The sequence below is a fragment of the Ectopseudomonas khazarica genome, assembly GCF_017915135.1.
Lineage (GTDB): Bacteria > Pseudomonadota > Gammaproteobacteria > Pseudomonadales > Pseudomonadaceae > Aquipseudomonas > Aquipseudomonas khazarica.
The window spans coordinates 2,578,485-2,602,425 of the sequence record NZ_CP068551.1; the positions used below are offsets into that span (position 1 = coordinate 2,578,485).

Here is a 23,941-nt window from a genome sequence, read left to right on the forward strand (position 1 = left end):
ACTGTGCAGCTCGCGCGCGCGTGGCGCACGGGGCCGAGGTTGTAGCGGGGGGCGCTACAACGCGCCGGCGCTTTCGAGGTGCTGGAGCAGTTTGTCGCGGATCATTTCGAGGTCGGCATCGGCGAAGCCGAGCAGCTCGCGGGCGTTGTATTGGACGTCGGGGGCGTTGCGCCCTGGGCGGTCGCGTAGGCCGTACTGATGGACGCGGGCCAGGCGGGCAACGCGGCCCATGAAGGCGATGCCGATGCGGTTGGCGTCGCTCTGTAGCTTGAGGTGGCGGGCCTGGCGCAGCTTGGTGAACATCTTCTGTTTGATGCGGCCTTGCTTGCTGCGCAGAGGCTGGCGGGCTTTGCGCGGGGCGTAGGGGGTGCCGTCCGGGTTGCGCTGGGCAGCAATGCGCTGTTGCTGGCGGCGGCGCAGTTCGCGGGCGATCTGTTGGTTGAGCCGGCGGCGCTGGGCGGGCTGGAGCTTGGCGAGCAGGGCGCCGGCCCAGTCTTCCAGGGCGTGCAGGTTGTCAGCCACGGCGCGGGCCTGGGTGTGGGGTTTCGATCTCGGTGGCGGCGCCTTCGGCGTCGGTGCTCATCCACTCGGCCAGCAGCTCGGCGCCGCTGTATAGCTGCCAGTTGGTAGCCGGCAGGTGCGGGGTAAGCGCCGGCTCGGGCGGGTAGTCGACGCTGAGCACGCCGCCCGCGCCCTTGCTGACGATGGCGCGCTCGGTGAGCGGCAGGGTGATGGCGAGGTCGACCTTGCTTTTGTCGATAACGTCCACCTCGAACTGAATGCCCTGGGTGTTGTTGTCGTGGTTGGCCAGTAGCTCGTGTTGGTTTTCTCGCAGCCAGGCAAGCAGCGGGATGAATACGGCGTCGGGGCTGCCGGGGAAGTCGGTAAGGATCAGGTTGAGCTTGTAGCTGTATTCCAGCGACAGGCCTTGCGCGGCGGTGCACCGGGTGGCGCCTTCATCGACGAATACCAGGAGCTTGTCCGGGTTGTGCCGCAGTTGCGGAACAGCGGCGATCAGGTGGGCGCGCAGGGCGTTTGGCTTCCTCATGGCTTGGGCTGCTGCTTGCCGGCGCGCTTGTAGAAGCGCCGACCGAACAGGGAGACGCCGGCGAACATGAGCAGGCCGACCAGCACCGAGGCGCCATCTGCGGCCATGGGGGACTGTTCCGCCCAGCCTGGGCGGGATTCGACGACGCAGGCTAGCAGCTCTTTGTCCGCCTGGGCCTTGCCGATCTGCGCGTCGTAGGCAGCGTCATGCGCTTCGCAGCAGTGTTGCCACCAGCCCTCTGGGAAGGCGGTGCAGTAGTCGGTTGGCTCGATCATTGGTCCCTCGCACAGTCGACTGTCAGGCGGTTGGGGGCGAGCGCCAGGGCGACGGCCTCACGGTTGGCGCTGCGGGCTGGCACTGGCAGGCCGCAGTAGCGGGACACGGCCCATTGGGCGGACTGAATGACGGTGCAGCCCTGGAGCAGGACGACGAGCAGGAGCAGGCAGGGGGCGCGGGTCATTCGATTTCCCTCTTTACCTTGAACATGAACATGGGCTGAGCGTCCGGACCATGCACCAGCGGGAACAGCAGACCTTCGATGATCGAGAACGGCAGGATTAGCAGATCGAGCGGCGCCCATTTGGCGAATACCAGTGGAGCTTCGCTATCGATGTCCCCCATCCAAAGAGGGATGCCGTAGTAGCTGCCGTGGTGGGTACAGCCGTGCGCTAAGGCTTGCGCTGCGGTGGTGTATCCAAGCGTCATGCCGCCACCTTCTGCCCACCACAGCCGCAGTCGGCGTGACGCTTGTAGGCGCGGTCGAGCTTGACGTCGTAGAGGTTGCGGGCGAACGCGGGGCCGTTGTAGCGGCGGGCAAAGTCGGCCCACTTCTTGGCCTTCAGGGCCTTGAGTAGGGCCGGGTCGGCTTCGATGAAACGGACGAACGCTTCGAACTGGTCGCCCTCGCTGCGGTGCATCAGGTCGACGAACTCGGCGACGCTGGCATAGCCGAGGCGCGTGGCGTGGTAGCCCATGATCTGGAAGGCGCCCCAGGATGCGGACTCGTCAGCGGCCAGGGCGTCGATCAGGCGGGCTTGCGCCAGGCGCACATGCTCTGCCACGCCGCCGGCATAGCCGCCTGGCTTGCGGTTGACCAGGGCGGGGTAGGTGGCGGCGAGCTGGTCGGCATGGGCGAGCAGGGCGGCGCTGTCGTCGTCTTCATTGCGCACCAGGGACAGACGCTGATGCATGACGTGGCGCTCGAAAAGCACCTTGGGTTTGCCGTTGGCGAGGAAGCCGGCGCCGGCGCTCTCGACTTCGTTCACCGCGTAGATGGCGGCCAGCTCGACGCCCAGGCGCTTGGCCGCTGCGAGCAGGTGGCTGTTGTGCAGCAGCCTGCGACAGTCGGCGCCGGCCAGGGCGAGGAGGGTTTTCTCGCCTGCGCGGCCATCGACTACCAGGCCCACTTTGAGCTGGTAGGCGCGGACAGCCTTTTCGGTTTCGTCGCCGAAGTCGCCGTCCGGCACCAGTTTGGCGCCGTGGGCATTGAGGGCTTTTTGCAGTTGAACGATGGCTTGGCCTTTGGCGCCGTGCTTGAGGACGATGGGCTGTGTCATAGGGTTTCTACCTTTCTGCTGTAGAGGCGTTTGAGGCCGGTGCGCACGCCGTCGGCGCCGATCAGGCCGACCAGGCCGCCGAAGAAGGGGGCGAACTCGACGGGTACACCGAGCCAGGGCAAGCCGTTGGTGAGGGCGAGGGTGATCAGGCCGCAGATGAACCCTTCGCCCAGGGCGCGCCTGATGGCGCCGCCGCTGTAGATGAAGCGAGCCGAGGCGATGGACGCGGAGAGGGCGGCGGCGTAGACCAGCGGGTGGTGGTGTTCCAGCCAGGCGAGCAGCCAAGCCCAGGTTTCGGGGCGGTCAGGCATGTTTTTCATTCCTCAGTCCCATAGGTTCACCACGCCGGTGGCGGTGGGTTGCGGGGCGACGCTGGGCAGTTTTACGGGGGTTCCGGTGGGCAGAACGGGGCCGTGCCGGGTAATGCCTGGGTTGGTTTCGATGACGGCTTCGACGACGCCCACGCTGCGCCCGTAGTGCCGCCAGCAGATGTCGTCGAGGGTGTCGCCCTGTTGGGCGTGGGTGGTGTTCATCAGAGCAACTCGACGGTGTTGCGGCTGATGCCGAGCAGGTCACGAATGGCGAAGCGGGCGTCGCGACGGTAGTCGTCGGCGCTGGTGTTCTCTTCTTCGGCCTTGGCGGTGCCGCTGTTGGTGGTGTCGTAGTTGCGGTAGCGCTCGGCCACCTCGGCGCTGGTGGTGCAGTAGATGGCGCGCAGGTAGGTATGCACGAGTTCGCTGGTGCCGTTGACCTGGTCAGCCGGCACGGCCTGCAGGATGTCGTGGCCGGCGGCCAGGTGGCGCATCTTGAGGGGGCGCAGTTCACGGTTGATGCTGATGATGGCGGCGACCGCTGCGGTCTCCAGGCGCATGTTGCTGACGTCGGCGCCGATGCGCTGTGCTGCGCGCAGGTCGTCGCCGTCGATGTTGGGCCAGAAGCCGTCGTTGGTGAGGGTAAAGGCGGGGTTGTCGCCGCCGCCGACGAATGCGCTCATGTCTGGCCGCTCGAATAAAACGGCGGTGGTCGGGGCGTCACAGCTGGGTAGGAATGAACCATGCTGATCGGCCCCGAGCCGCCGGGGTGCCGGGGGAAGGCTCGGTTAGCTGGGCTTTTGCTCAGCGTGTTTTTTCAGGAGGCGCTCGACGCGCTCCAGGGCTTTCTTTCCGCCGCACCGTTCGTGCAGCTCGATGGCGCGGGGGATGAAGTGCTGTGCCACTTCCAGGCACTGCAAGTCACTGGGCTTGGCTTCTTTCTCGTCGACCATATTGGCGGCCAGCAGACCGATAGCCAGCTTGACCTTGGCTCGTACTTCGTCCGGCATGTCGTGCGCGGCAGTAAGCCGGTCGGCTTCGGCAATGATGCCGACGTCGAAGACGTTGCCAGCACGGGCGGCCTTGAGCGCGGCTTCGGCGACTACTTCGGCGATCAAGCAGGGCGTTTTACGAGCGAAGTTGTCGGACATTTCGAGGCCATGCTTGAGCACGTAGGCGGCGATCTGCAGGCCGCCTTCGTAGTCAGCAGCGTCGAAGCGCCAGAGCATGACGGTGGTCACCACCTCGTCCTGGGCGCCCTGGCCACTGGCGAGCACGCCGTCGATGTAGGGGGCGTAGTCGGGCAGCAACTTGGCTTTCAGCTCTTCCTTGGCTTGGGTGCTCTGGATGCCACGAAGCTGCTGGTAGTGCTGGTGCAGCTGGGCCATCTGCATGGTGTAGGCACTGGAATCAGCCATGGGCTGATTCTGCGGTGTTGCCGCCGCTTGTTGGGCGGCGGTGACACGCAGAAAGTGCTGGCGGCATGGGTTGGTCATGGCGGCAGGCCTCAGCTCAGCTCGATGTTTTCGGCCTGGGCGGCACAGCCCAGGTCCTCAAGCACATAGGCTTCGTTGACGGACTCGTAGTTTTCGATGCGGTCGCGCTTGGCGTTGTCGACTACGGTGCGGCGGCGGGTGCCTTCCTGCGGGTAGATGGACAGGTTGTCGAGGCGGGTGACCATCAGGGCGTTCGGCGGGAAGTAGGGCACGCGAACGGCCGGCAGGTTGCCAATACGCTTCTGGCTGATGACCAGGTCCGCCGCGAGGGTTTCAGTCGGCGCATGGTTCTGGTTGACGATGGGGAAGTACTTGTCGGCCAGCAGCTTGCGACCGCAGATGACGACGAGTTCGGAGTCTTCCTGGTACCAGGGTTCGAGGAACTCGTTGACCATGGCGTAGACCAGGGCGTCGAGGTTCTCGAAGTCCTTACCGGCGCCAATCTGAATCTTGCCGCTTGCGGCTTGCACTTCGCTCATAACGCGCGCGGCGTTCTCGGCGCGCATTTTCTGCATCCAGCCGATGTTGACGTCTTGCAGCAACGGGTTGGCAACTGGATCGGAGGTGGCGGCGCGGGCGGTGCCATTCCAGCCGATCATGATGCGATCCAGGGCGCAGCGCTTGATGATGGCGTCGCGGATGCGAGCCTGAAAGTCGGGGAACTTGGCCCACTGATCCAGCTTGGCATAGCGGATGTGGGTATCGAAGTTGGTCTGAGAGGCGAAGTAGCCGCGTTCATCCAGCGAGCTGAGGTCGCGGGTCTGCCGGTCCTGGGTGTTGGTGTCAGTGGTGCTGGCGACCGGGCCGGAAATACCCAGGCCTACTTTCTCACCGGCCTGGTCGCGTACCGGGGTGATGTTGATCTTCGACAGGAAGTCGCTGGATTCCTGGATGCGGGTTTCCAGCGTTTGGGCGACGGTGGGCTCCACGGCGAATTTGGTGGTGACGTCGTCAACGCCATTGAGGGCCGCTACTTGCTGCAGGTAGGCGTTGTAGAGCTTGCGGGTATCGTTGCGCATGGGGTTACTCCGGTGTTCCTTGGCTGGGGCGTCGTCCGTTGGGGATCAGCAGTCGGTGAGGGTTGAGCCGTCACCACCGGTTACCGCAGGGCGTTGGCTGTACTGTTGACTCGGGGTTTTCTCCAGGCGCTTGGCCAAGTCGGCGAAGTCGCTGGCCAGCTTGGTGTGGTCGGCCTGGAGCTTTTCGTGGGCGGTTTTCATGGCGTTGAAGGCTTCGGCCTGTTTGGCGCCGTGGTCGGCCAGGTCTTCAATCAGGGCGCCCAGCTCGCTGAAATTGGCGGCGTCCATGCCTTCCTTTTCCTTGCTCTTACCCAGCAGCTCGCTGACCTTGCCGCGCAGGGCTGCGAACATGCTCGGGGTGTCTTCGATCTCTTCGAACGTGAGTTCGGTCTCGATGGCTTCGGAGAACATCGAGGTTTCGGAGTAGTGGCGATCCTTGAACGGGTTGGCGTCCGGCTTTTGCGCGGAGAAAGCGAGCACTTCGGTGCCAAGGCTGGCGGGGGAGTCGGTGACGGCCAGACCGACGATGTAGGCTTCACCGCTGTCGGAGAAGCTGTCGTCGATCTCAATCGAGGTGTAAATCTTCTGCTTGGCCTTGTTCATGGCGATCAGTTCGGGCGTCGGCTCGATCTGCGCGAACAGGGCCAGCTTTTTCTTGCCGGCAATGTCGACTTCTTCGGTCTTCACGGCGGTGATGTCGCCGTAGGCCTTGAATGGGCTGTCAGGCAGTACGCTGCGCAGGTGCTCCAGCCAGACACGGGCGCCATAGGTGTTCTGGTTGAAGTTCTTGGCGGCTTGCTCCAGCCAGGAACGTTCGATCTTGCGTTTATCAGTGGTGGCGCCTTCGACGGCGACACGGAACCACTTGGAGCGGAATTTCTTGGCGGGGGCGGTGCTGGCGGCCATGCTGGGTAATCCTCGGTGCGGGTTTCGCGTTGAGGGCATGGTCGGCAGCTGGGCAGGGCGCGGCAACGAGCCGAGGTTGTAGCGCGGGGCGCTACAACCTGCGCCGGTAACGACTCGCGCGCGCGGGCGGCAGCATCGGCGCCATGAATGCTATCGCCCAGCCCGCACCCATCACCGACGCCCGCCGCCAGGCAAAATTTCTGTACTGGACGGGGTGGCGCGTCACCGATATCGCCGACTACCTGGGCGAGAAAGAACGCACGGTCCATAGCTGGAAAAGCCGCGACGAGTGGGACCGGGCGGACAACGTGGAGCGGATCGGCGGGGCGCTGGAAGCGCGCCTAGTGCAGCTGATCCTGAAAGAGGGCAAGTCGAGCGGTGATTTCAAGGAAATTGACTTGCTGCACCGCCAGCTTGAGCGGCAGGCGCGAATCCAGCGTTACCAGGGTGGCGGGACGGAGACCGATCTAAACCCGAACATCGCCAAGCGCAACGACGGGCCGAAGAAACAAGCCGTCCGCAACGAACTGAGCGAGGAGCAGATCGAGACGCTGGTCGAGGCGTTCCGCGACAGCTGTTTCGACTATCAGCTCGATTGGTTCCGGGCTGGCGACCAGCGCACGCGCATGATTCTGAAGTCGCGGCAGATCGGCGCTACGTTCTACTTCGCCCGCGAGGCGCTGATCGACGCGATCACCACGGGGCGCAACCAGATTTTCCTGTCTGCCAGCAAGGCGCAGGCGCACCAGTTCAAGACGTACATGCAGGCGTTCTTGAATGAGGTGCTGGGCGTGAAGCTGACCGGCGACCCCATCGTGTTGTGGAACAACGCGGAGCTGCATTTCCTGGGCACGAACTTCCGCACGGCGCAGGGGCGGTCCGGCAACTTCTACTTCGACGAATTTTTCTGGGTGCATGGCTTTGCCGAGATCAACAAGGTGGCCTCGGGCATGGCGCTGCACAAGCACTGGCGGAAGACCTATTTCTCGACGCCCAGCTCGATGGCGCACCCGGCCTATGTGTATTGGACCGGGGAGCGGCTGAACAAGGGGCGCCCGACTGCGCAGCATATCAAGCTGGATGTAAGCCACGACGCGCTGCAGATGGGGCGGTTGTGCGAGGACAAGGTGTGGCGGCAGATCGTGACGATTCTGGACGCCGAGGCGCGCGGCTGCGATCTGTTCGACCTGGACGAGTTGCGGCTTGAGTACGACGGGCCGGCCTTCGATAACTTGCTGATGTGCCAGTTCGTCGACGACGGCGACAGCATCTTCCCGCTCACGATGCTGCAACCGTGCATGGTCGAGTCCTGGGACTGGCCGGACTATAAGCCGTTCGCGGCCCGGCCGTTCGGCGACCGCCAGGTGTGGCTGGGCTATGACCCTGCCGAGAACGGCGATAGCGCCGGCCTTGTTGTGCTGGCCCCGCCGACTGAGCAGGGCGGCAAGTTCCGGGTGCTGGATCGCTTCCAGTTCCGGGGCATGGACTTCGAGGCGCAGGCCGAGAAAATCCGCCAGCTCACGCAAATCTATTGGGTCACTTATATCGGCATCGACACCACGGGCATGGGCACCGGGGTGGCGCAGCTGGTGCGCCAGTTCTTCCCTGGTCTGCGGACCTTCAGTTACAGCCCAGAGGTGAAAACCCAGCTGGTGATGAAGGCATGGGATGTGGTGCGCAAAGGCCGGCTTGAGTTCGACGCCGGTGCCACGGATATCGCGCAATCGCTGATGGCCATCCGCAAGACGATGACGGCCAGCGGACGCAGTTTCACTTACACAGCAGGGCGCAGCGAGGCGACCGGGCATGCCGATCTGGCCTGGGCGCTGTTTCATGCCCTGTTCAACGAGCCGTTGGAAGGCAATACCTCTACCAACACGGCCATCATGGAGATTTGCTAGATGAGCACACAGCAGCAGGGTGGCCAGCAGGTTGCCGTAGCCGAACCAACGCGTGAAGGCGAAGTATTGACCGGGCAGGGCGCCGCAGGCGCTCAAGCCTTTACGTTCGGGGACCCGGTGCCGGTACTGGATCGCCGGGAAGTGCTGGACTACCTGGAGTGCTGGGCCAATGGCCGCTGGTATGAGCCGCCGATGTCGCTCGACGGCCTGGCCAGGTCGACCAAGGCCAGTGTCTATCTGCAATCGGGGCTGAACTTCCGCCGCAACATGCTGGTGCGGACCTTCAAGCCGCACCGACTGCTGAGCCGTCAGGCGTTCGAGCAGTTCGCCACAGACTTCGGCTGGTGCGGCAATGCCTACCTGGAAAAGAAGGACAACATGCTGCGCCAGGCCATGGGCCTACAGCCGGTACTGGCGAAGTATGTGCGCCGTGGTGTGGATCTCGAAACGTACTACCAGGTGCGCGGCTGGAAAGATGAACATGAGTTCAAGACGGGCAGCGTTGGGCACGTGCGCGAGGCGGATATCAACCAGGAAATCTACGGGCTGCCGGAGTGGATGGCGGCCCTACAGAGCGCGCTGCTGAATGAGAGCGCGACCCTGTTCCGCCGCAAGTATTACCAGAACGGGTCACACGCGGGGTTCATCCTCTACATGCACGACGCGGTGAAGGACGAGAGCTTCGTCACCGATCTGCGCGAGGCGATGAAGAACAGCAAGGGGCCGGGCAACTTCCGCAACCTGTTCATGTATGCACCAGGTGGCAAGAAGGATGGCATCCAGCTGATCCCCATCAGCGAGGTGTCAGCCAAGGATGATTTTGCCGCCATCAAGAACATCAGCCGCGACGATCTGCTCGCCGCGTTGCGCATTCCGCCTCAGCTGATTGGCATTGTGCCGCAGAACGCTGGTGGCTTCGGCTCGATCAAGGACGCCGCCGCCATCTGGGCCATGAACGAACTGGAGCCCATCCAGGCCAAGCTGTTGCAGGTGAATGAGTGGCTGGGCGAGGAGGTCATCCGCTTCGAAGAGTTCAGGCTCCCCGGCACCACTGACAGCGACAGCTGATCAGCAGCACCAGCTACACACCAGCCGCCCACGGGCGGCTTTTTTGTGCCCGCTCGCCAGGCCAGGGGGTGGCAGGGGGTAGCAGCACCCGGCGCGCGCAGTCTTCCCCCCTCCACGCCTGCCCGCTAAACGTGTCGTTTTCCCTGCAGGCCGCGGGTAGGGCCAGACGGCCCAGGCTGGGGGCTGCATACAGCGTTCTGGCTGCGGCAATACCCTGCGAATCCCTGCACCGTGGCCCTCTTACAGGCGCTCTGCCGAGCACATTGGCCGGCAAGGCTGAGGCGGTATCGAGAAAGGGTAATTTCGGTAATGAGGTGTTCTCGCTGGGCTGTAGCCCGCGAAAACACTGGGCTTGAACGATTACCTTGAGGGGTAAGCTTTGGTAATCGCAAAGGTAATATTTCTGTATGTTACTGTTTTTAAAGGATTTTTAGTTTCGGCATCCTGACTGCCGCCTTGGGTAATCTCCTAACCTGGTAATTACCATTTTATTACCTTTCTGAATCCGAGCTAACCAATTGAAATAACTGGGCTTTCGCCGATTCAAGACTGACCGATTACCAAAATTACCTTTTCCCCACGGCTCAACATAAATTGGTAGAATCGCCGCCGCCTGGGGGGGCCTGCTCTGGCACGTTCAGATAGCTGGGAATGACCTGGGAACAGAAACTGCCGGCTAACACACGGGCGAGCACGGAAGAATGCGGGCTGCGGGTATGGTCAGAGGCAAATGCGTGAGTTCGAATCTCACCGCTTCCGCCATTTCCCTGTATTGCCCTGAGCAATTCCCGATCTTAATCTGACGCTTGCTTTTTGACTTCCGTGCGTCAAGCTAGGTCAGTCCCTGGCTTTTTTGCTAAGGTGGCCGGCAAGTTCAACCTCACCGTCGCTGCACGGTGGCTGACAAGGTGCAACGAGGTGGCGATTGATTAAGGTGCTGGTGGTCGACGATCACGATCTGGTTCGCACGGGTATCACGCGCATGCTTGCTGACATCGACGGCTTGCAGGTCGTCGGTGAGGCCTGCACCGGTGAGGAAGCCTTGCTCAAGGTTCGTGAACTCAAGCCGGACGTGGTGCTGATGGACGTCAAGATGCCTGGCATCGGCGGCCTGGAAGCCACACGCAAACTGATGCGCAGCCACCCCGACATCAAGGTGGTCGCCGTTACCGTCTGCGAAGACGATCCGTTCCCGACCCGCCTGCTGCAGGCTGGCGCCGCCGGCTACCTGACCAAGGGTGCAGCGCTCGACGAGATGGTTCAGGCCATCCGCCTGGTGTTCGCCGGGCAGCGCTACATCGACCCGCAGATTGCCCAGCAAATGGCGCTGAAGTCCTTCCAGCCGCAGAGCAATGGCTCGCCGTTCGACCTGTTGTCCGAGCGCGAAATCCAGATCGCCCTGATGATCGCCAATTGCCACAAGGTGCAGAACATCTCGGACAAGCTCTGCCTGTCGCCGAAGACCGTCAATACCTATCGGTATCGCATCTTCGAGAAGCTCTCCATCACCAGCGATGTCGAGTTGGCACTGCTGGCTGTGCGCCACGGCATGGTCGACGCCGCCAACTAGCCGATGTCCGCTCCGTTCGATTCGAGTGCCTTCCTCGCGACCTGTAGCGGTCGCCCTGGCGTCTATCGTATGTTCGATGGCGAGGCGCGCCTGTTGTACGTGGGCAAGGCGAAGAATCTCAAGAAACGCCTCGCCAGCTACTTTCGCAAGACCGGCCAGGCACCGAAGACCGCCGCGCTGGTCGCGCGCATCGCGCAGATCGAAACCACCATCACCGCCAACGAAACCGAGGCGCTGCTGCTCGAGCAGACGCTGATCAAGGAATGGCGGCCGCCCTACAACATCCTGCTGCGCGACGATAAGTCCTATCCCTACGTATTCCTGTCCGATGGCGACTTCCCGCGGCTGGGCATCCATCGCGGCGCGAAGAAGGCCAAGGGGCGCTACTTCGGCCCCTATCCCAGTGCGCTGGCCATCCGTGAAAGTCTCAGCCTGCTGCAGAAGACCTTTCTCGTCCGCCAATGCGAGGACAGTTACTACAAGAACCGCACGCGTCCCTGCCTGCAGTACCAGATCAAGCGCTGCAAGGGGCCCTGCGTGGGCCTGGTAAGCCCCGAGGAATACGCAGAGGACGTGCGCCACTCGGTGATGTTTCTCGATGGGCGCAGCAATGCCCTGAGCGAGGAGCTGTCCGTCAGCATGGAAAAGGCCTCCATGGCCCTTGAGTTCGAGCGCGCGGCCGAATTGCGTGACCAGATCGCCATGCTCCGGCGCGTGCAGGATCAGCAGAGCATGGAGGGCGGCACCGGGGATGTCGACGTGGTCGCGGTCATGCTCAATCCGGGCGGCGCATGCGTGCATCTGATCAGCGTTCGCGGTGGCCGGGTGCTGGGCAGCAAGAACTTCTTCCCTCAGGTAGCCATCGAGGAGGAGGGCGGCGATGTGCTGATGGCCTTCCTCGCCCAGTACTACCTGGGCAATGCGGAACGCGACCTGCCGAGCGAGCTGATCGTCAACGTGCAGCATGAGGATTTCGCCACGCTCGTCGAGGCGATAGAGTCGCTGCGGGGACGCAGCCTGACGATCAGTCACCGGGTGCGGGCGACCCGGGCACGCTGGCAGCAGCTGGCCGTTACCAATGCCGAGCAGGCACTGGCTGCGCGCCTGGCCAATCGCGAGCACATGACCGAGCGTTTCGAGGCCCTGGCGACGGTGCTGGAGATGGATGAGCCGCCGCAGCGCATGGAATGCTTCGACATCAGCCACTCCAGCGGTGAGGCGACGGTCGCCTCCTGCGTGGTGTTCGGCCCCGAGGGTCCGCTGAAGTCCGATTATCGGCGCTTCAATATCGAAGGCGTCACCGCAGGCGACGACTACGCGGCGATGCACCAGGCGCTGACCCGGCGCTTCAGCAAGATCAAGGATGGCGAAGGCAAGCTGCCCGACGTGCTGCTGGTGGACGGCGGCAAAGGCCAGCTGGCCATGGCCCGTGAGGTGTTGCAGGAACTGGCCGTGCCCGACCTGATCCTGCTGGGCGTGGCCAAGGGCACCACGCGCAAGCCAGGCCTCGAAGTGCTGTACCTGAACGACGCGGCACATGAGTTCACCTTGCCCGGCAATTCGCCGGCGTTGCACCTGATCCAGCAGATCCGCGACGAATCCCACCGTTTCGCCATCACCGGGCATCGTGCGCGCCGCGGCAAGGCCCGGCGTACCTCCACCCTCGAGGAGGTTGCGGGTATCGGGCCCAAGCGGCGGCGTGAGTTGCTCAATCATTTCGGCGGTCTGCAGGAGCTCTCGCGTGCCAGCGCCGAAGAAATCGCCAAAGCACCCGGAATCAGTAAAAAGCTCGCTGAGTTGATTTATGCGACCCTGCACAGCGAGTAGAATGCTCGCTCACCTCGCAGCCTAGTTGTGCCGATGAACATCCCCAACTTGCTTACCGTGCTCCGGGTCGCGCTGATCCCGGTTTTCATCCTGCTGTTCTATTTGCCGTTCTCCTGGAGCTACTGGGCAGCCAGCGGCGTTTTCGCGATTGCCGCTGCGACCGACTGGCTCGATGGCTACCTGGCACGGCGCTGGGAGCAAGGCACGCCATTCGGTGCCTTCCTCGATCCGGTCGCGGACAAGCTGATGGTGGCTGTCGCGCTGGTGCTGCTTGCGGCCGAGCACTCCAATCTCTGGCTGACGCTCGCTGCGGCGATCATCATCGGCCGCGAGATCGTGGTCTCCGCCTTGCGTGAATGGATGGCCGAGCTGGGTGCCCGTGCCCAGGTGGCGGTGTCCAACCTGGGCAAGTGGAAGACGGCGGCGCAGATGCTGGCGTTGGTCATCCTGCTCGGCAACCCGCCACAGTTCACCTTCTGGGTCATCGTCGGTTACGTGCTGCTGGTCATTGCTGCCGTGCTGACTCTGTGGTCGATGCTGCAGTATCTGTTGGCCGCCTGGCCGCACCTCAGCACCACCTCGGAAAAGAAATAAGTTTTTTTGAATCAAAGGGTTGACGTCGCGATTCGATTCTATAGAATGGCGCCCGTCGACAAGACAAGCGGGAATAGCTCAGTTGGTAGAGCACGACCTTGCCAAGGTCGGGGTCGCGAGTTCGAGTCTCGTTTCCCGCTCCAGTTTTACACGAGTCGCCAAGGCGGCTCATTTGATTTAAGGCTGAGTTGCAGAGTGGTTATGCACCGGATTGCAAATCCGTGAACGCCGGTTCGATTCCGACCTCAGCCTCCAATCCAAAGGCCTCGTAGATCAATGATTTACGAGGCCTTTTTCATTCTCCATGGCACCTTTTGCGTGCCTTGCGAGGACGTGGAGGGCTGTATATAGTCCAGCCCTTCGCACAGCGCTACCGCCCGAATGGCGAAATCGGTAGACGCAGGAGACTTAAAATCTCTCGCTCGCAAGGGCGTGCCGGTTCGAGTCCGGCTTCGGGCACCATTTAAAATCAAGCACTTACAGATATCGACTCTCTTACCACTTTTTCCGCAATTCCAGTTTTTTTCCGCAATTACCTTGTTGGCGACACTTTTCTTCCTCGCCGCTCCCTGATGTAATGCTCCGTCATGACTACCGTGGTGTGGCCAAGCTGGTCTCTAGCTTTTAGGATGTCTCCGCTTGATTCAGCCGTGTCGGTGCCTGCTTTGGCCCGTAGATCACGTAGCTGAAACTCTGCTTTTTCGATACCTGCCGCCTTTCTAGCCTTGTCGAACCGGGAGCGGAGCATTGCCGGAGTCATAGCGATTCCATCCTCCGCCACTACCAGTCTCGTCGAGCGCACTTTGTGGCCTGCTTTTCGAGCCTTGATCCTTTCCAGTAGCAGGCCGAGTTCGCCTGTAACCTCAATGCGGCGTTTGGTGCCAGTTTTTGACTGCTTTACATGCAGATGCCCGTCTCTGATGTCTCGTTCGTCCATGCGCAAGGTATCTCCAGGACGTTGTCCTGTCAGATAAACCAAGTCCATCGCATCGCGTAAGCCAGAATCGGCTTTTGAGTAAACGGCATGGAAGAGGCTGTCTTCGATGTAGACGTCGCGTCCTTTTTCCTTGTTGCCTTTCACCCCCGCGCACGGATTAGCAAGAGCGGTGTAACCCATCTCTCGTGCATAGTTCCAGATTGCTGAGAGAAGAGCCTTCTCCCTATTCGCGCTAATTGGAGCGGATTGCCGCCAGCGTAGATACTGGCGAATGTGTTGAGGCTGGATCGCTTCAAGTGGGGCTGGCGGGTCGTCGAAAAACTCTAGTAGCTTGCGCAGTTCTTGGCGATTTTTCGTTTGGGTACCGGGGGCCTTGGTAGGAATAATCTCTACTTGGTATTTCCCAGCCACATACCCGAACGTAATGACTTTCTGTTGTAGCTCTGTAGCTGTTCTATCGCGCTCAAGTTCAGCGTACTTCATTATTGCCAGACCGTAATCTCGACCAAGGGGAATCTCCTTCCTTGGCCGGCCTCCGGTGTCATAGAAGTAGTATGTCGTGCTTCCGCGTTTTCGCTCACGCAGGCGCGGAATTGCCCCTAGGTTTGTTGGTCTTCGTCCCATCTATCCTGCCTTCCTCGACCTCCAGGTCACTTCTCGCTCAACGCTAACCTTCGACACTGGTAATAGATTGGCCGCAATCACACATGGCCAGCCATTTGCTTTGATCGTATGGGGTATGCCGTTTCTGCGTAGGACCTCGATTTGCTTCGCTCTTATCTTGGCGCCAGTCAACTCACAGACTTGCTCGTGGCTCAAAAACTGTATCGCTTCCATGGATAACGATCCCGCCGATACCATACCGGCGATTGTGTGATACGTGAAAGGTGTCTATTTGGCACCATATGGCACGTTCTGACGGGCCTCAACCGGAAGGGGAGTATTGCGGGGTAGTGGGGGGAATACGGTGAGTTAGGCGGTGCTAGAGGCATTGCAGGAGTGGAGAGACCTCAAGCGTCTCTGACGCTCTGTGGATCCATGGATTTTTCCCACAAAAAAGCCGCCTCTGAGCGGCGGCTTCTTGCTGGTTCGGCAATTATTCAGGCAAGCGCCTGAGTCTCTCTAATGGTTTTGGCTTCTTCGAGCACCTTGCGCTGACTTTCGATGGCGCGCTCAGCTGCTGCAACGTAAGCAGTGCGCTTGGCTGTATCAGAGCTGCTCCTGAAAAAAGTCGACAGCGGGCTGGAATTGCGCCCAAGAGCTTTTCCTTTCATCCAAGTCGCCTCCCTCGTTCTTCCATACGGAACTAAGCAATCGCGGCAAAGCGCTCGATGTGCGGCTGTTCACGATGTCTGGCTTGCCAAAGGTCGTAGTCGGCTTGCACCCCGAGCCAGGTGCGAGCTTTGCCGATGCCGGCCAATTCTAGGCGAACAGCCAAATCCGGACTGACCGGCGCATGGCCGTGCAAGATGCGAGACAGGGATTCCCGCGCAAAGCCAAGGCGGCGGGCAAGTTCGGCAATGCTGATGCCCAGTTCGGGGAGCACGTCCTCAAGCAGGGTTTCACCAGGATGCGGTGGGTTGAACATGGCCATGGATAACCCCCTCCTGTTTAGTGATAGTCAAGGTAGTCGACGAGCTCGATGTCGCTACCCACGAATCGAAAGATCACCCGCCAGTTTCCATTGACGGTGAGTGACCAGAACTCTTCCAGTTCCCCTTTGAGGGGATGTAGCCGCCAACCGGGTATGTCGAGGTCGGCGGGTTCATTGGCTCTATCCATAAAACTCAGCATTCGGCCCAGGCGCTTTGCGTGGTCGGCCCGAATGCCTTTGGTTGAGCCAGATTCAAAGAAAATGCGTAGACCTTTGTGCCGGAAGCTTACGATCATAGTGATGAGTGTGATGTATTAGGTCACGGTTTTCAACCGTGTGTGGGTTTTCTTCCGTTGTAATCACGGCAGCTGGGAGGGGGAATGCAGACTTATCAATTGCCGGTGCAAGATTGTGTATTTGTTCTCCTGAACACCCGATCCCTCGCCATGAAGGCTTCCAGCATGTGCGGGATGAGCGTCAGGGCGTCGACCTCTTCACCGTAGGTCTGTGAGTGCAGCGCCGCGTAGCGCTCGAGATCAGCTTTCAGGTTGGCCGGGCAGGTGAACGTCAGCTTCAGGTTCTCGGTTTTCGGCAGCGGGCCGAGGCGTAGCTTGGTCGTGCTCATTGCGGGTTCCTCTGGTTAGTGGAGGCGGGCTGGTAGGGGCGCAGCACCAGATCTCGGTTGACGATCACACGCAGGGGCAGGCCTGGGCGCTGGGTCAGCGTGGGCTGGATATCGAGGTTGCGACGGGTGACCTCCTGGCCAACCTGATTCACCGTGTCCTGCAGGCTGTCGCGCCCAGCAATGATGATGCGGTCGCCATCGGTGCGACTGGTCGGTGCCGCCAGCTCGGCTCCGATACCCAGCAGGCTGGTCATGGCCGCGCCAGCGACGATCCGATCCCAGTGCCAATCGACGCCATCCTCCAGGCCGGCATAGCCGGCGGCGTCGGTACCTATCAGGTTGTCGAGCTGGAAGGACGAGGTGTCCGGCAGGATCACCCTCTGCCATACCACCTGCACGCGGCTCTGCCCGTAGCTCACCTGGCTGTTGTAGCGGCCTAGCAGGCGCGAGCCTTGAGGGATCAGCACATGCTGGCCGGTGGCGCTGTCGTAGACCGGTTCGGTCACCGTGGCGATCACGTCGCCGGGTAGATTAGACTTGATGCCGGTTACCAGTGCTGCCGGGATGACGGTGCCGGCCATCACCTGGTAAGGCGACTCAGGCATCTGCAGCAATCCGGAATTACGGATTTGTGCGTTTACGGATTTACTGAGAAACGCCTCGTTCCGCTCCTGCTGCGTTGGTGTTCCTGCGGCGGCTACTGCGCCTGACGACGCCATACCCAGAGCCGGGGAATCGAGTTGAGCGCCACCACCAGATGCGATATTTGAATTCCGCGCGCTGCTGGTTTGGAAGAATACCGAGGACTGCGCTGCTTCCTCGGCTTCCTTGAGCAGGGCCAGGCGCTCTGCTTCGGCGGCATCTGGCCCATGTCCATAACCTTGCGCCTGCTGCTCTGCCCTGAGGATTGGCCCGCCCAGATCGCCGGGCAGCGGCGGCCCCAGTTGCGGTATCTCGGGAGCCGGTGGAGGCGGTAACTGCGAGTAGTCCGCCGGCAACTGCTCCAGCCCCTCGGAGCGTGCCACGCGGTCGACGTTGTATAGCTCGTTCGGCTCGGCGCCCTGGCGGCGCTGCTGCGGTTGTAGCGACCACAGCATGGCTCCGAGTACCGCAGCCGATAGGCCGCCCACCACTGCCGCCAGCATGCGTGGGTTGAGGCGGGTAACCGGGCGAGGCTTGGCGCGCAGCTCCAGCGACTCCGGCGCCTCCTTGGGCGGTAGCGAGGTTGCTGCGGCTTGGTTGTCGTTCTTGGCCGTCATGCTCATGGCCTCCGTGCCACGCCGTCGGTGCGCTCGATCCGCACCACGTCACCCTTGTCGGCGCCCAGGCGCAGCTCGGCAGCGCCGAACAGGCGGTCGACGACGTAGTAGGGCGAGCGGAAGCGGTAGTTGACCAGTTGCCCGTCGCCTTCCGGGCCGATCACGAACAGCGGCGGCAGCTCGCCCTGGGCGATGCCGGCAGGGAACTGGATGTACACCTTGCGACCGTCATCGAACGCGCGCAGCGGTTTCCAGGGCGGGTTGCTGCCGCTGATCGCATAGCGAAAGCGCAGCTGTTCCAGCGCCAGGCCGGCATCCACCGGTGCCGCGGCCTGTGCTGTACTGGCACGGCGTTGCAGGACGAGCATGCGATCCCTGGGGTAATCCCAGGATACCGAGGCCATCCAGGCCTGCTCGGTGGAGGTCAGCTCGATCAGGTAGGTACGCCGCGTGGTGGTGATCACCAGGTTAGTCTTGAGATCGACACGGGTCGGCTTGATCAGCACGCTGATGCGCAACTCGTCGCCGCTGCCACTGGAGGTGTCGCCCACGATCCAGCGCACGGTGTCGCCGGCGGCCACGGTGACCAGCTCCTCGCCGGGCTGCAAGTTGATCGCGGTCACCCGGCCCGGGCTGGCGTACACCTGGTACAGCGCGCCATCGGAGTAGGGCCAGATCTGGATGGCGTTGATATAGCCCTCGCGGCTCGGTGCCACCCGAGCGTTGCGATTGGCGCGCGAGACCCGCACGCGCTCATCGGCCGGCTCCTTGACCGGCTTGCTGCGCTGAGTTTCCGGCAGTGGCTTGAGCTGTGCGGGCAGGGCCAAGGGCTTGGGTACTTCCACTACTTCGATGGGCTTGGGCGGCTCCGGCAGGCGCTGCGCTTCTAACGGTTCATCCAGCGCTATCACTGGCGGTTCCTGGCTGGCGCAGCCGGCCAGCACGCTCAGCAGCAAAGGGCAGATGCAGAGGTTCAGGGCGGTTTTCATGGTTTCTTGGCTCCTTCCATAGTGTCCAGCTCACGGCTCCAGGACAGGCCGTTGACGTAGATGCCGAGCGGGTTGCGACGAAGTTTTTCCTCAGTACGCGGAGGCTGCAGTACCAGCGAGATCAACGCCGTCCAGCGCTCCAGGCCGGCGGCTGATCCATTCACGAAACGGCGTTCGATCCAGCGCACCTGGAACGAACTGTCGCTGGCACGCACCACGCTGGTGATCTCGACCGATACCGACTCCCTACCGACCCGGGTGAAGGGATCGTTGGCGCGGGCATAATCATTGAGGGTTGCCGCACCGCGGTCGGTGGTGGAGTGATAGGCCTCCAGCCAGTTCTGCCGCACCACCACCGGATCGATTGATAGCGATCGCACCTGCTCGATAAAGCGCGCCAGGTGATGGGCGATTTGCGCATCCTGGTGCTGGTAGGGACTGGCGGCTTCGCCGACGGCGCGCACCTGGCCGAGGTTGTCGACCTCCACTACGTAGGGCGTTACCGTCGACTGCGCCGAAAGCCAGACCAGCCCGCTGGCCATCAGCAGCGCCAGGCCCAGACAACCGAAGGCCATCAGTCGCCAGTTGCGTGCCTGCGCCAGGCTGCTGCCCATGCGCAGGTCCCAGGCCTGTGCCGCGGCCTGGTAAGGGGTGACAGGTTGAGGAGTGTCGCTGTAGCGCACCCGTGGACGTCTGAATCGCATCCTCGTCCTCCTTTACGAATTCGATGGGTCGCGGATCTGCGGCCCAGGTGATGAGCCACCGCCATCGCCACCACGTAGGGTATGGGCGACCGTGCTGGTGGTCTGCGAGAGTTGTTGCCTGCGCTGCAGGCGCCTGGCCCAGTCGGGCTGTTTGGTTGGGGCAGTTGCAGGATCGGAAGCAGCGGGGGTGCCACTTGCTGCAGCGCCGGAAGGGGCTCCTGCCAGAGAGCGAGCGCCGCCCATTGCCAAGCGCCCTGCACCGGGTGCCATACGTGCGCCGGCCAATACCGCGCCCCCGACACCTGCGGCGACTGCAGCAGCACCAGCAGCCATGCCCACCGCGCCGAGCGCTGTACCGGCTGCTGCACCAGCACCCAGTTGCGGTGCGCCGGAGACCAACCCGGTGGCAATGCCCGGCCCGAAGATGCCCAGGCCCAGCAGGGCCAGCGAGGCGAGCATGACCACCAGTGCATGGTCGATGGAAGGCTCGTCCGGCACGGCCTGAAACTCGGCGAACAGCCCGCTGCCAATGCCGACGATCACCGCCAGCACCAGCACCTTGATGCCGGACGCGACCACATTGCCCAGCACCTTCTCGGCGAGAAAGGCGGTCTTGTTCCACAGTGCAAAGGGCACCAGGACGAAGCCGGCGAGGGTGGTCAGCTTGAACTCGATCAGGGTGACGAACAGCTGGATAGCCAGGAAGAAGAAACTGACGATCACCACCAGCCAGGCCAAAAACAGCACCAGGATGCTGTCGAGGTTGCCGAACACCTTGGGAAAGCCGCTGAGGTGACGGATCTCCTCGAGCAACGGCCGTCCTGCCTCAATGCCAACTGACGCCAGATGCCCCGGCTGCAGGAACTCGGCCGGGCTCAGTGCCGAGCCCGCCGCCAGCAGGCCCAACCCGGCGAAGGAGTTGAAGACGATCTTCGCCAGCATGTTGAAGTTACCGATGATGAAAGCGAAGGCTCCAACGTACAGAGTCTTGCGGATCAGCTTGGCGCTGACGTCCTCGCCACCCATGGCCCAGAACAGCCCAGCCAGGGTCATGTCGATCACCACCAGGGTCATGGTGAGAAAGGCCACCTCGCCGCCGAGCAGGCCGAAGCCCGTGTCGATATACAGCCCGAACACCTCGAGGAATCGGTCGATCACGCTGACGTCGTTCATTGCACGTCCTCGTCGAAGCTTGGCGGAATCCCGGGCAAGTCGGTAGGCCGGAGAAACTCGCCGGGCCGGGCGCAGCCGGAGTAGAAGCGCTCAGTCGCATCGTCTTGCCGAGCCATGACCCCGTTGTCGTTCTGTCCGCAGGCGACCAGCACCAGAAGCGGTAGCAGTGTCAGGAATCTCATGAGGGCACCTCCCTACCGATAGAACTGCACGGGGTAGGGGGTATAGGGCGTGCCGCTGCCCATAAAGCGTCGCCGCCGTTCACGCGCCTCCTCGGCCGCTGCAGACTGACGGGCAAGCTCCAGGGCGACGGCGCGGTTCTGGGTGATCTGCAGTTGCTGCGCCTGGATCGACTGCTTGGCCTGCAGGGCCAGCAACTGATTGGTAGCCTGGGCAGCCTGCAAGGCGCCACCCGCGGACTGGCTCTGCTGCACCAGAGCGGACAAGACGCTCTCATCCTCGGCCAGGTTCTGCGTCACCTGAGCCTGTACACGCAGCGCCGTATGCAGCCCGTCGAGGCCCTGTTGCCAGCGTTCGCGTGCTTCTTTTGCCAGGCGTTGGCTGCTGACGTCGCCGGTGTACTCGTTCGGGTAGAGTCGGCTGAACTCCTGATCCAGGCGCTGCACTTCGTAGGCCAGCCCTCGCGCCTCGGCGAGCAGTCGCTCGGTATTGGCCAGGCTCGCGCGTAACTGGCTGACCACGTTGTAGTCCAGGCGCTGCAGATGACGGGCCTGGTTCAGCAGCATCTGGGTTTCGTTCTGTAACTGGCGAACCTGGTTGTTCGCCATCTCCAGGGTGCGTACTGCGGTCAAGGTGTTCTGCACCAGGTTGGTCGGATCGATTACGGTGAAAGCGCTGGCCGGCTTCACGGCCAATAGACCCAGTACCAGCAGCGTTGCGCCGGGAAAGCGGTGGGCAGGGGATCTCATGGCAGGCACTCCTTGCGTGACGAGGGATAAGCGGTGAGCAGGTCGGCGGCCCAGTCCAGGCCACGGTGACGCAACCAGGCAGGGGCGAAATCGGCGGCGCCGGACGTCTGCAAAATGCGGTCGATCTCGCGCTGCTCGGCCGGGCTGGCCGAGGCGGCGAAGGCCAGCGCCACTGGTCCCAGGTCGAGGTCGAACAGGCGGTTGCCCAGGCGCGATTGGTAGTAGTAATCACGCTTGGGCGTGGCCTGGGCGATGATCTCGATCTGCCGGTCGTTGAGGCCGAATCCTTGGTAGATGTCTCGGATCTGCGGCTCGCCCGCCTGCGGGTTGGGCAGGAAGATGCGACTGGCGCAGCTCTCGATGATTGCCGCAGCGATGCTGGAGTCCTTGATGTCGGCCAGCGACTGGGTGGCGAAGATGACGCTGACGTTCTTCTTGCGCAGGGTCTTGAGCCACTGGCGGATGCGCGCGGCGAATAGCGGATCGTCGAGAAACAGCCAGGCCTCGTCGAGGATCAGCAGGGTCGGCGCGCCGTCAAAGCGCTCCTCGAAACGGGCGAACAGGTAGCTCAGCACTGCGGCCACCGCCGCCTTGCTGTGCATCAGTTCCTCCATCTCGAAGCACTGCACAGCAGCCGTGCCGAGGCGGTCCTGATCGGCATCCAGCAGCGGGCCATGGGCGCCGCCCAGCACGTAGGGCTGCAGCGCCTGGCGCAGGGCGTTGTCCTGCAGCAGCATGGACAACCCGGTCAGTGTGCGCTGCGCCTCGGGCGCGCCGGCCAGGCTGTCGAGTGCCGTCCACAGCGCAGCTTTCTGCTCGGGGCCGACGGCCACGCCTTCCTGGAGCAGGCGCGCCTCCAGCCACTCGGCAGCCCAGGCTCGGTATCCCGGCTGATCGATGCGCGCGAGGGGCTGGAAGGCCAGGTCGCTGTCGCCGCCGAGGTCGTAGTGCTCGCCACCCAGGCCCAGCACCGTTGCGCGCAGCGAACGGCCCATGTCGAACAGAAACAGGCGCGAACCAGGGTAGCGCCGAAACTGCAGGGCCAGGGTCGCCAGCAAAACCGATTTGCCCATGCCCGTGGGGCCAGCCACAAGTGTGTGGCCGACATCGCCAACGTGGGTGGTCAGGCGAAATGGCGTCGCGCCATCGGTGCGGGTGATCACCAATGGCGGGCCATCCAGATGTTCGTTCCGCGCCGGGCCGGCCCAGACTGCCGAGACCGGCATCAGGTGCGCCAGGTTGAGCGTGGAGATCAGCGGCTGGCGGACATTGGCATAGGCGTTGCCGGGGATCGACGACAGCCAGGCCTCCACCGCGTTGAGGCTTTCGGCAATGGTGACGAAGCCACGGCCCTGGATCACCCGCTCGACCCGGCGCAGCTTCTCGTCGGCGACCTGGGCGTCGGTATCGCTCACCGTCACGGTGGCCGTCACATAGCCGAAGGCCACCTGGTCGGCACCGAGTTCCTGCAGCGCCGCGTCGGCGTCGCTGGCCTTGTTCGCCGCATCGCTGTCGAGCAGCGGGCTTTCCTGCTGGAAGATCGCTTCGCGCAGCAGCGCCAGGACACCCTTGCGCTTGGCAAACCATTGCCGGCGCAGGCGCACCAGTTCCTTCTCGGCCTCGTCCTTTTCCAGGCAGATAAAGCGGGTCGACCAGCGATAGGCGAAGCCCAGACGGTTGAGGTCGTCCAGCACGCCTGGCCAGGTAGAGGTGGGGAAGCCACGTACCGACAGCACGCGTAGGTGTTGCTCGCCCAAGCGTGGCGCCAGGCCGGTGGTCAGGGGACTGTCGGCCAGCAGGGCATCTAGGTGGAAGGGCACCTCGGGTACAGCCACCCGCTGGCGATGGGGCGAAATCGTGGCATGCAGGTAAGTCAGCGTCTGGCTGTCATCGAGCCAGGCGAGCTCTGGCATCACTCCGTCCAGCAGGTCGAAGAAACGATCTGTCTCAGCAACAAAGGCAGCCAGTCGTTCGCGCCAGTCGACGCCGCGCTGCGCCCGGTGCTCGTAGAGCAGGCCGGCGGCGCGCGAGCGCGATTCCTCCGGCGGCAGGTAGAGCAGCGTCAGGTGATAACTGCTCTCGAAGTGGCTTCCGTGCGCCTCGAAGGCGGCACGGCGCTCCTCGTCCACCAGCCAGGACAAGGGTTCAGGAAAGTCGTTGTCAGGGTAGTTGGCTGCCGCTAGGCGCTCGGCCTCGATAAACAGCGCCCAGCCCGAGCCAAGGCGACGCAGGGCATTGTTCAGGCGCGCCGAGGTTGCCACCAGCTCGCCCTGGGTGGCGCTGTCCAGGTCTGGCCCGCGAAAGCGCAGGCTGCGTTGGAGTGAACCGTCCTTGTTCAACACCACGCCGGGGGCGACGAGGCCGGCCCAGGGCAGCCAGTCGGCGAGTTGGGCGGGGCGGCGCTGGTATTCGGTGAGGTTCAGCATGGCGGCCTC

General features: G+C 62.8%; 29 protein-coding genes and 3 tRNA genes. 8 read left to right on the forward strand and 24 right to left on the reverse strand.

The window, feature by feature from the left end; all coding sequences use genetic code 11:
- Positions 1-54 precede the first annotated feature (54 nt).
- From JLK41_RS12320 to JLK41_RS12370, 11 genes are all read right to left on the reverse strand, one after another.
- Positions 55-522: a phage virion morphogenesis protein gene (locus JLK41_RS12320; protein ID WP_210391117.1), complete on the reverse strand. Its 468-nt coding sequence runs from the start codon at positions 520-522 to the stop codon at positions 55-57.
- Complete coding sequence (locus JLK41_RS12325) at positions 515-1,048, reverse strand: phage tail protein (RefSeq protein ID WP_210391118.1); 534 nt, start codon at positions 1,046-1,048, stop codon at positions 515-517. The genes JLK41_RS12320 and JLK41_RS12325 overlap by 8 nt, the downstream gene beginning before the upstream one ends.
- Positions 1,045-1,323, reverse strand: a complete 279-nt coding sequence (locus JLK41_RS12330; protein ID WP_210391119.1) for a hypothetical protein — start codon at positions 1,321-1,323, stop codon at positions 1,045-1,047. The genes JLK41_RS12325 and JLK41_RS12330 overlap by 4 nt, the downstream gene beginning before the upstream one ends.
- A gap of 181 nt (positions 1,324-1,504) precedes the next feature.
- Positions 1,505-1,753 carry a hypothetical protein gene (locus tag JLK41_RS12335; RefSeq protein ID WP_210391120.1) on the reverse strand — a complete coding sequence of 83 codons (249 nt, stop codon included), beginning with the start codon at positions 1,751-1,753 and terminating at the stop codon, positions 1,505-1,507.
- Positions 1,750-2,604, reverse strand: coding sequence for an N-acetylmuramidase domain-containing protein (locus tag JLK41_RS12340; RefSeq protein WP_210391121.1), 855 nt, complete (start codon positions 2,602-2,604; stop codon positions 1,750-1,752). Before JLK41_RS12340 ends, JLK41_RS12335 begins: the two co-directional genes overlap by 4 nt.
- Positions 2,601-2,915 (reverse strand): phage holin, lambda family, encoded by a 315-nt coding sequence (locus JLK41_RS12345; RefSeq protein WP_210391122.1) that lies wholly within the window; start codon positions 2,913-2,915, stop codon positions 2,601-2,603. Before JLK41_RS12345 ends, JLK41_RS12340 begins: the two co-directional genes overlap by 4 nt.
- Positions 2,916-2,927: 12 nt before the next feature.
- Entirely contained in the window at positions 2,928-3,137 is a 210-nt protein-coding gene (locus tag JLK41_RS12350; RefSeq protein WP_210391123.1) for a tail protein X, read from the reverse strand.
- Positions 3,137-3,598, reverse strand: a complete 462-nt coding sequence (locus JLK41_RS12355; RefSeq protein ID WP_210391124.1) for a head completion/stabilization protein — start codon at positions 3,596-3,598, stop codon at positions 3,137-3,139. The genes JLK41_RS12350 and JLK41_RS12355 overlap by 1 nt, the downstream gene beginning before the upstream one ends.
- A 105-nt stretch (positions 3,599-3,703) precedes the next feature.
- Positions 3,704-4,333 carry a phage terminase small subunit gene (gpM, locus tag JLK41_RS12360; RefSeq protein ID WP_342357382.1) on the reverse strand — a complete coding sequence of 210 codons (630 nt, stop codon included), beginning with the start codon at positions 4,331-4,333 and terminating at the stop codon, positions 3,704-3,706.
- An 89-nt stretch (positions 4,334-4,422) separates the two neighbouring features.
- On the reverse strand, positions 4,423-5,430 hold the full coding sequence (locus JLK41_RS12365; protein WP_210391126.1) for a phage major capsid protein, P2 family: 1,008 nt from the start codon (positions 5,428-5,430) through the stop codon (positions 4,423-4,425).
- Positions 5,431-5,475: 45 nt separating this feature from the next.
- Positions 5,476-6,336, reverse strand: coding sequence for a GPO family capsid scaffolding protein (locus JLK41_RS12370; RefSeq protein WP_210391127.1), 861 nt, complete (start codon positions 6,334-6,336; stop codon positions 5,476-5,478).
- A gap of 143 nt (positions 6,337-6,479) precedes the next feature.
- Here JLK41_RS12370 and JLK41_RS12375 point away from each other — a divergent pair, with 143 nt between their 5' ends.
- From JLK41_RS12375 to JLK41_RS12410, 8 genes are all read left to right on the forward strand, one after another.
- Positions 6,480-8,237, forward strand: coding sequence for a terminase ATPase subunit family protein (locus tag JLK41_RS12375; RefSeq protein WP_210391128.1), 1,758 nt, complete (start codon positions 6,480-6,482; stop codon positions 8,235-8,237).
- Positions 8,238-9,305, forward strand: coding sequence for a phage portal protein (locus tag JLK41_RS12380; protein ID WP_210391129.1), 1,068 nt, complete (start codon positions 8,238-8,240; stop codon positions 9,303-9,305).
- Positions 9,306-10,230: 925 nt separating this feature from the next.
- Complete coding sequence (gene gacA, locus JLK41_RS12385; protein ID WP_037056669.1) at positions 10,231-10,875, forward strand: response regulator transcription factor GacA; 645 nt, start codon at positions 10,231-10,233, stop codon at positions 10,873-10,875.
- Positions 10,876-10,878: 3 nt separating this feature from the next.
- The gene (gene uvrC, locus JLK41_RS12390; RefSeq protein WP_037056667.1) at positions 10,879-12,702 is read left to right on the forward strand and encodes an excinuclease ABC subunit UvrC; all 1,824 of its coding nucleotides are present in this window, start codon (positions 10,879-10,881) and stop codon (positions 12,700-12,702) included.
- A gap of 33 nt (positions 12,703-12,735) precedes the next feature.
- Positions 12,736-13,296, forward strand: a complete 561-nt coding sequence (pgsA, locus tag JLK41_RS12395) for a CDP-diacylglycerol--glycerol-3-phosphate 3-phosphatidyltransferase (RefSeq protein WP_037056661.1) — start codon at positions 12,736-12,738, stop codon at positions 13,294-13,296.
- Between the two features lie 67 nt (positions 13,297-13,363).
- Positions 13,364-13,439 (forward strand) — tRNA-Gly (locus JLK41_RS12400).
- Positions 13,440-13,477: 38 nt separating this feature from the next.
- A tRNA-Cys gene (locus JLK41_RS12405) sits at positions 13,478-13,551 on the forward strand.
- A gap of 120 nt (positions 13,552-13,671) precedes the next feature.
- Positions 13,672-13,758, forward strand: a tRNA-Leu gene (locus JLK41_RS12410).
- Positions 13,759-13,828: 70 nt separating this feature from the next.
- Here JLK41_RS12410 and JLK41_RS12415 read toward each other — a convergent pair.
- From JLK41_RS12415 to trbE, 13 genes are all read right to left on the reverse strand, one after another.
- Entirely contained in the window at positions 13,829-14,857 is a 1,029-nt protein-coding gene (locus tag JLK41_RS12415) for a tyrosine-type recombinase/integrase (RefSeq protein WP_210391130.1), read from the reverse strand.
- On the reverse strand, positions 14,858-15,094 hold the full coding sequence (locus tag JLK41_RS12420; RefSeq protein ID WP_371916359.1) for a DUF4224 domain-containing protein: 237 nt from the start codon (positions 15,092-15,094) through the stop codon (positions 14,858-14,860).
- 239 nt (positions 15,095-15,333) lie between these two features.
- On the reverse strand, positions 15,334-15,507 hold the full coding sequence (locus JLK41_RS12425; protein ID WP_210391131.1) for a hypothetical protein: 174 nt from the start codon (positions 15,505-15,507) through the stop codon (positions 15,334-15,336).
- A gap of 32 nt (positions 15,508-15,539) precedes the next feature.
- The gene (locus JLK41_RS12430; RefSeq protein ID WP_096826282.1) at positions 15,540-15,827 is read right to left on the reverse strand and encodes a HigA family addiction module antitoxin; all 288 of its coding nucleotides are present in this window, start codon (positions 15,825-15,827) and stop codon (positions 15,540-15,542) included.
- 17 nt (positions 15,828-15,844) lie between these two features.
- Entirely contained in the window at positions 15,845-16,123 is a 279-nt protein-coding gene (locus tag JLK41_RS12435; RefSeq protein WP_019339397.1) for a type II toxin-antitoxin system RelE/ParE family toxin, read from the reverse strand.
- Positions 16,124-16,218: 95 nt separating this feature from the next.
- Entirely contained in the window at positions 16,219-16,452 is a 234-nt protein-coding gene (locus tag JLK41_RS12440; protein WP_096826283.1) for a DUF2274 domain-containing protein, read from the reverse strand.
- Positions 16,449-17,711 carry a TraB/TrbI/VirB10 family type IV secretion system protein gene (locus JLK41_RS12445; RefSeq protein WP_210391132.1) on the reverse strand — a complete coding sequence of 421 codons (1,263 nt, stop codon included), beginning with the start codon at positions 17,709-17,711 and terminating at the stop codon, positions 16,449-16,451. The genes JLK41_RS12440 and JLK41_RS12445 overlap by 4 nt, the downstream gene beginning before the upstream one ends.
- A gap of 2 nt (positions 17,712-17,713) precedes the next feature.
- Complete coding sequence (trbG, locus tag JLK41_RS12450) at positions 17,714-18,700, reverse strand: P-type conjugative transfer protein TrbG (protein WP_210391133.1); 987 nt, start codon at positions 18,698-18,700, stop codon at positions 17,714-17,716.
- Positions 18,697-19,404: a conjugal transfer protein TrbF gene (trbF, locus tag JLK41_RS12455; RefSeq protein ID WP_210391134.1), complete on the reverse strand. Its 708-nt coding sequence runs from the start codon at positions 19,402-19,404 to the stop codon at positions 18,697-18,699. Before trbF ends, trbG begins: the two co-directional genes overlap by 4 nt.
- A gap of 12 nt (positions 19,405-19,416) precedes the next feature.
- Entirely contained in the window at positions 19,417-20,577 is a 1,161-nt protein-coding gene (gene trbL / locus JLK41_RS12460) for a P-type conjugative transfer protein TrbL (RefSeq protein WP_210391135.1), read from the reverse strand.
- A complete protein-coding gene (locus JLK41_RS12465; protein ID WP_210391136.1) occupies positions 20,574-20,759 on the reverse strand; it encodes a hypothetical protein in 186 nt (61 codons plus the stop codon). The genes trbL and JLK41_RS12465 overlap by 4 nt, the downstream gene beginning before the upstream one ends.
- Before the next feature lie 12 nt (positions 20,760-20,771).
- Complete coding sequence (trbJ, locus tag JLK41_RS12470) at positions 20,772-21,506, reverse strand: P-type conjugative transfer protein TrbJ (protein WP_210391137.1); 735 nt, start codon at positions 21,504-21,506, stop codon at positions 20,772-20,774.
- The gene (gene trbE / locus JLK41_RS12475; protein WP_210391138.1) at positions 21,503-23,932 is read right to left on the reverse strand and encodes a conjugal transfer protein TrbE; all 2,430 of its coding nucleotides are present in this window, start codon (positions 23,930-23,932) and stop codon (positions 21,503-21,505) included. Before trbE ends, trbJ begins: the two co-directional genes overlap by 4 nt.
- Between the last annotated feature and the right edge of the window lie 9 nt (positions 23,933-23,941).

What these genes read in the sequence shown, in the direction of transcription:
- trbG (WP_210391133.1), bottom strand. Translation starts at nt 18,700, where the DNA reads ATGAAAACCGCCCTGAACCTCTGCATCTGCCCTTTGCTGCTGAGCGTG.
- JLK41_RS12350 (WP_210391123.1), bottom strand. Translation starts at nt 3,137, where the DNA reads ATGAACACCACCCACGCCCAACAGGGCGACACCCTCGACGACATCTGC.
- JLK41_RS12465 (WP_210391136.1), bottom strand. Translation starts at nt 20,759, where the DNA reads ATGAGATTCCTGACACTGCTACCGCTTCTGGTGCTGGTCGCCTGCGGA.
- gpM (WP_342357382.1), bottom strand. Translation starts at nt 4,333, where the DNA reads ATGGCTGATTCCAGTGCCTACACCATGCAGATGGCCCAGCTGCACCAG.
- JLK41_RS12415 (WP_210391130.1), bottom strand. Translation starts at nt 14,857, where the DNA reads ATGGGACGAAGACCAACAAACCTAGGGGCAATTCCGCGCCTGCGTGAG.
- JLK41_RS12355 (WP_210391124.1), bottom strand. Translation starts at nt 3,598, where the DNA reads ATGAGCGCATTCGTCGGCGGCGGCGACAACCCCGCCTTTACCCTCACC.
- JLK41_RS12330 (WP_210391119.1), bottom strand. Translation starts at nt 1,323, where the DNA reads ATGATCGAGCCAACCGACTACTGCACCGCCTTCCCAGAGGGCTGGTGG.
- trbE (WP_210391138.1), bottom strand. Translation starts at nt 23,932, where the DNA reads ATGCTGAACCTCACCGAATACCAGCGCCGCCCCGCCCAACTCGCCGAC.
- uvrC (WP_037056667.1), top strand. Translation starts at nt 10,879, where the DNA reads ATGTCCGCTCCGTTCGATTCGAGTGCCTTCCTCGCGACCTGTAGCGGT.
- JLK41_RS12340 (WP_210391121.1), bottom strand. Translation starts at nt 2,604, where the DNA reads ATGACACAGCCCATCGTCCTCAAGCACGGCGCCAAAGGCCAAGCCATC.
- trbL (WP_210391135.1), bottom strand. Translation starts at nt 20,577, where the DNA reads ATGAACGACGTCAGCGTGATCGACCGATTCCTCGAGGTGTTCGGGCTG.
- JLK41_RS12325 (WP_210391118.1), bottom strand. Translation starts at nt 1,048, where the DNA reads ATGAGGAAGCCAAACGCCCTGCGCGCCCACCTGATCGCCGCTGTTCCG.
- JLK41_RS12370 (WP_210391127.1), bottom strand. Translation starts at nt 6,336, where the DNA reads ATGGCCGCCAGCACCGCCCCCGCCAAGAAATTCCGCTCCAAGTGGTTC.
- trbJ (WP_210391137.1), bottom strand. Translation starts at nt 21,506, where the DNA reads ATGAGATCCCCTGCCCACCGCTTTCCCGGCGCAACGCTGCTGGTACTG.
- JLK41_RS12430 (WP_096826282.1), bottom strand. Translation starts at nt 15,827, where the DNA reads ATGGCCATGTTCAACCCACCGCATCCTGGTGAAACCCTGCTTGAGGAC.
- JLK41_RS12445 (WP_210391132.1), bottom strand. Translation starts at nt 17,711, where the DNA reads ATGACGGCCAAGAACGACAACCAAGCCGCAGCAACCTCGCTACCGCCC.
- JLK41_RS12365 (WP_210391126.1), bottom strand. Translation starts at nt 5,430, where the DNA reads ATGCGCAACGATACCCGCAAGCTCTACAACGCCTACCTGCAGCAAGTA.
- JLK41_RS12435 (WP_019339397.1), bottom strand. Translation starts at nt 16,123, where the DNA reads ATGATCGTAAGCTTCCGGCACAAAGGTCTACGCATTTTCTTTGAATCT.
- JLK41_RS12380 (WP_210391129.1), top strand. Translation starts at nt 8,238, where the DNA reads ATGAGCACACAGCAGCAGGGTGGCCAGCAGGTTGCCGTAGCCGAACCA.
- JLK41_RS12440 (WP_096826283.1), bottom strand. Translation starts at nt 16,452, where the DNA reads ATGAGCACGACCAAGCTACGCCTCGGCCCGCTGCCGAAAACCGAGAAC.
- trbF (WP_210391134.1), bottom strand. Translation starts at nt 19,404, where the DNA reads ATGCGATTCAGACGTCCACGGGTGCGCTACAGCGACACTCCTCAACCT.
- pgsA (WP_037056661.1), top strand. Translation starts at nt 12,736, where the DNA reads ATGAACATCCCCAACTTGCTTACCGTGCTCCGGGTCGCGCTGATCCCG.
- JLK41_RS12375 (WP_210391128.1), top strand. Translation starts at nt 6,480, where the DNA reads ATGAATGCTATCGCCCAGCCCGCACCCATCACCGACGCCCGCCGCCAG.
- JLK41_RS12425 (WP_210391131.1), bottom strand. Translation starts at nt 15,507, where the DNA reads ATGAAAGGAAAAGCTCTTGGGCGCAATTCCAGCCCGCTGTCGACTTTT.
- JLK41_RS12345 (WP_210391122.1), bottom strand. Translation starts at nt 2,915, where the DNA reads ATGCCTGACCGCCCCGAAACCTGGGCTTGGCTGCTCGCCTGGCTGGAA.
- JLK41_RS12335 (WP_210391120.1), bottom strand. Translation starts at nt 1,753, where the DNA reads ATGACGCTTGGATACACCACCGCAGCGCAAGCCTTAGCGCACGGCTGT.
- JLK41_RS12420 (WP_371916359.1), bottom strand. Translation starts at nt 15,094, where the DNA reads ATGGTATCGGCGGGATCGTTATCCATGGAAGCGATACAGTTTTTGAGC.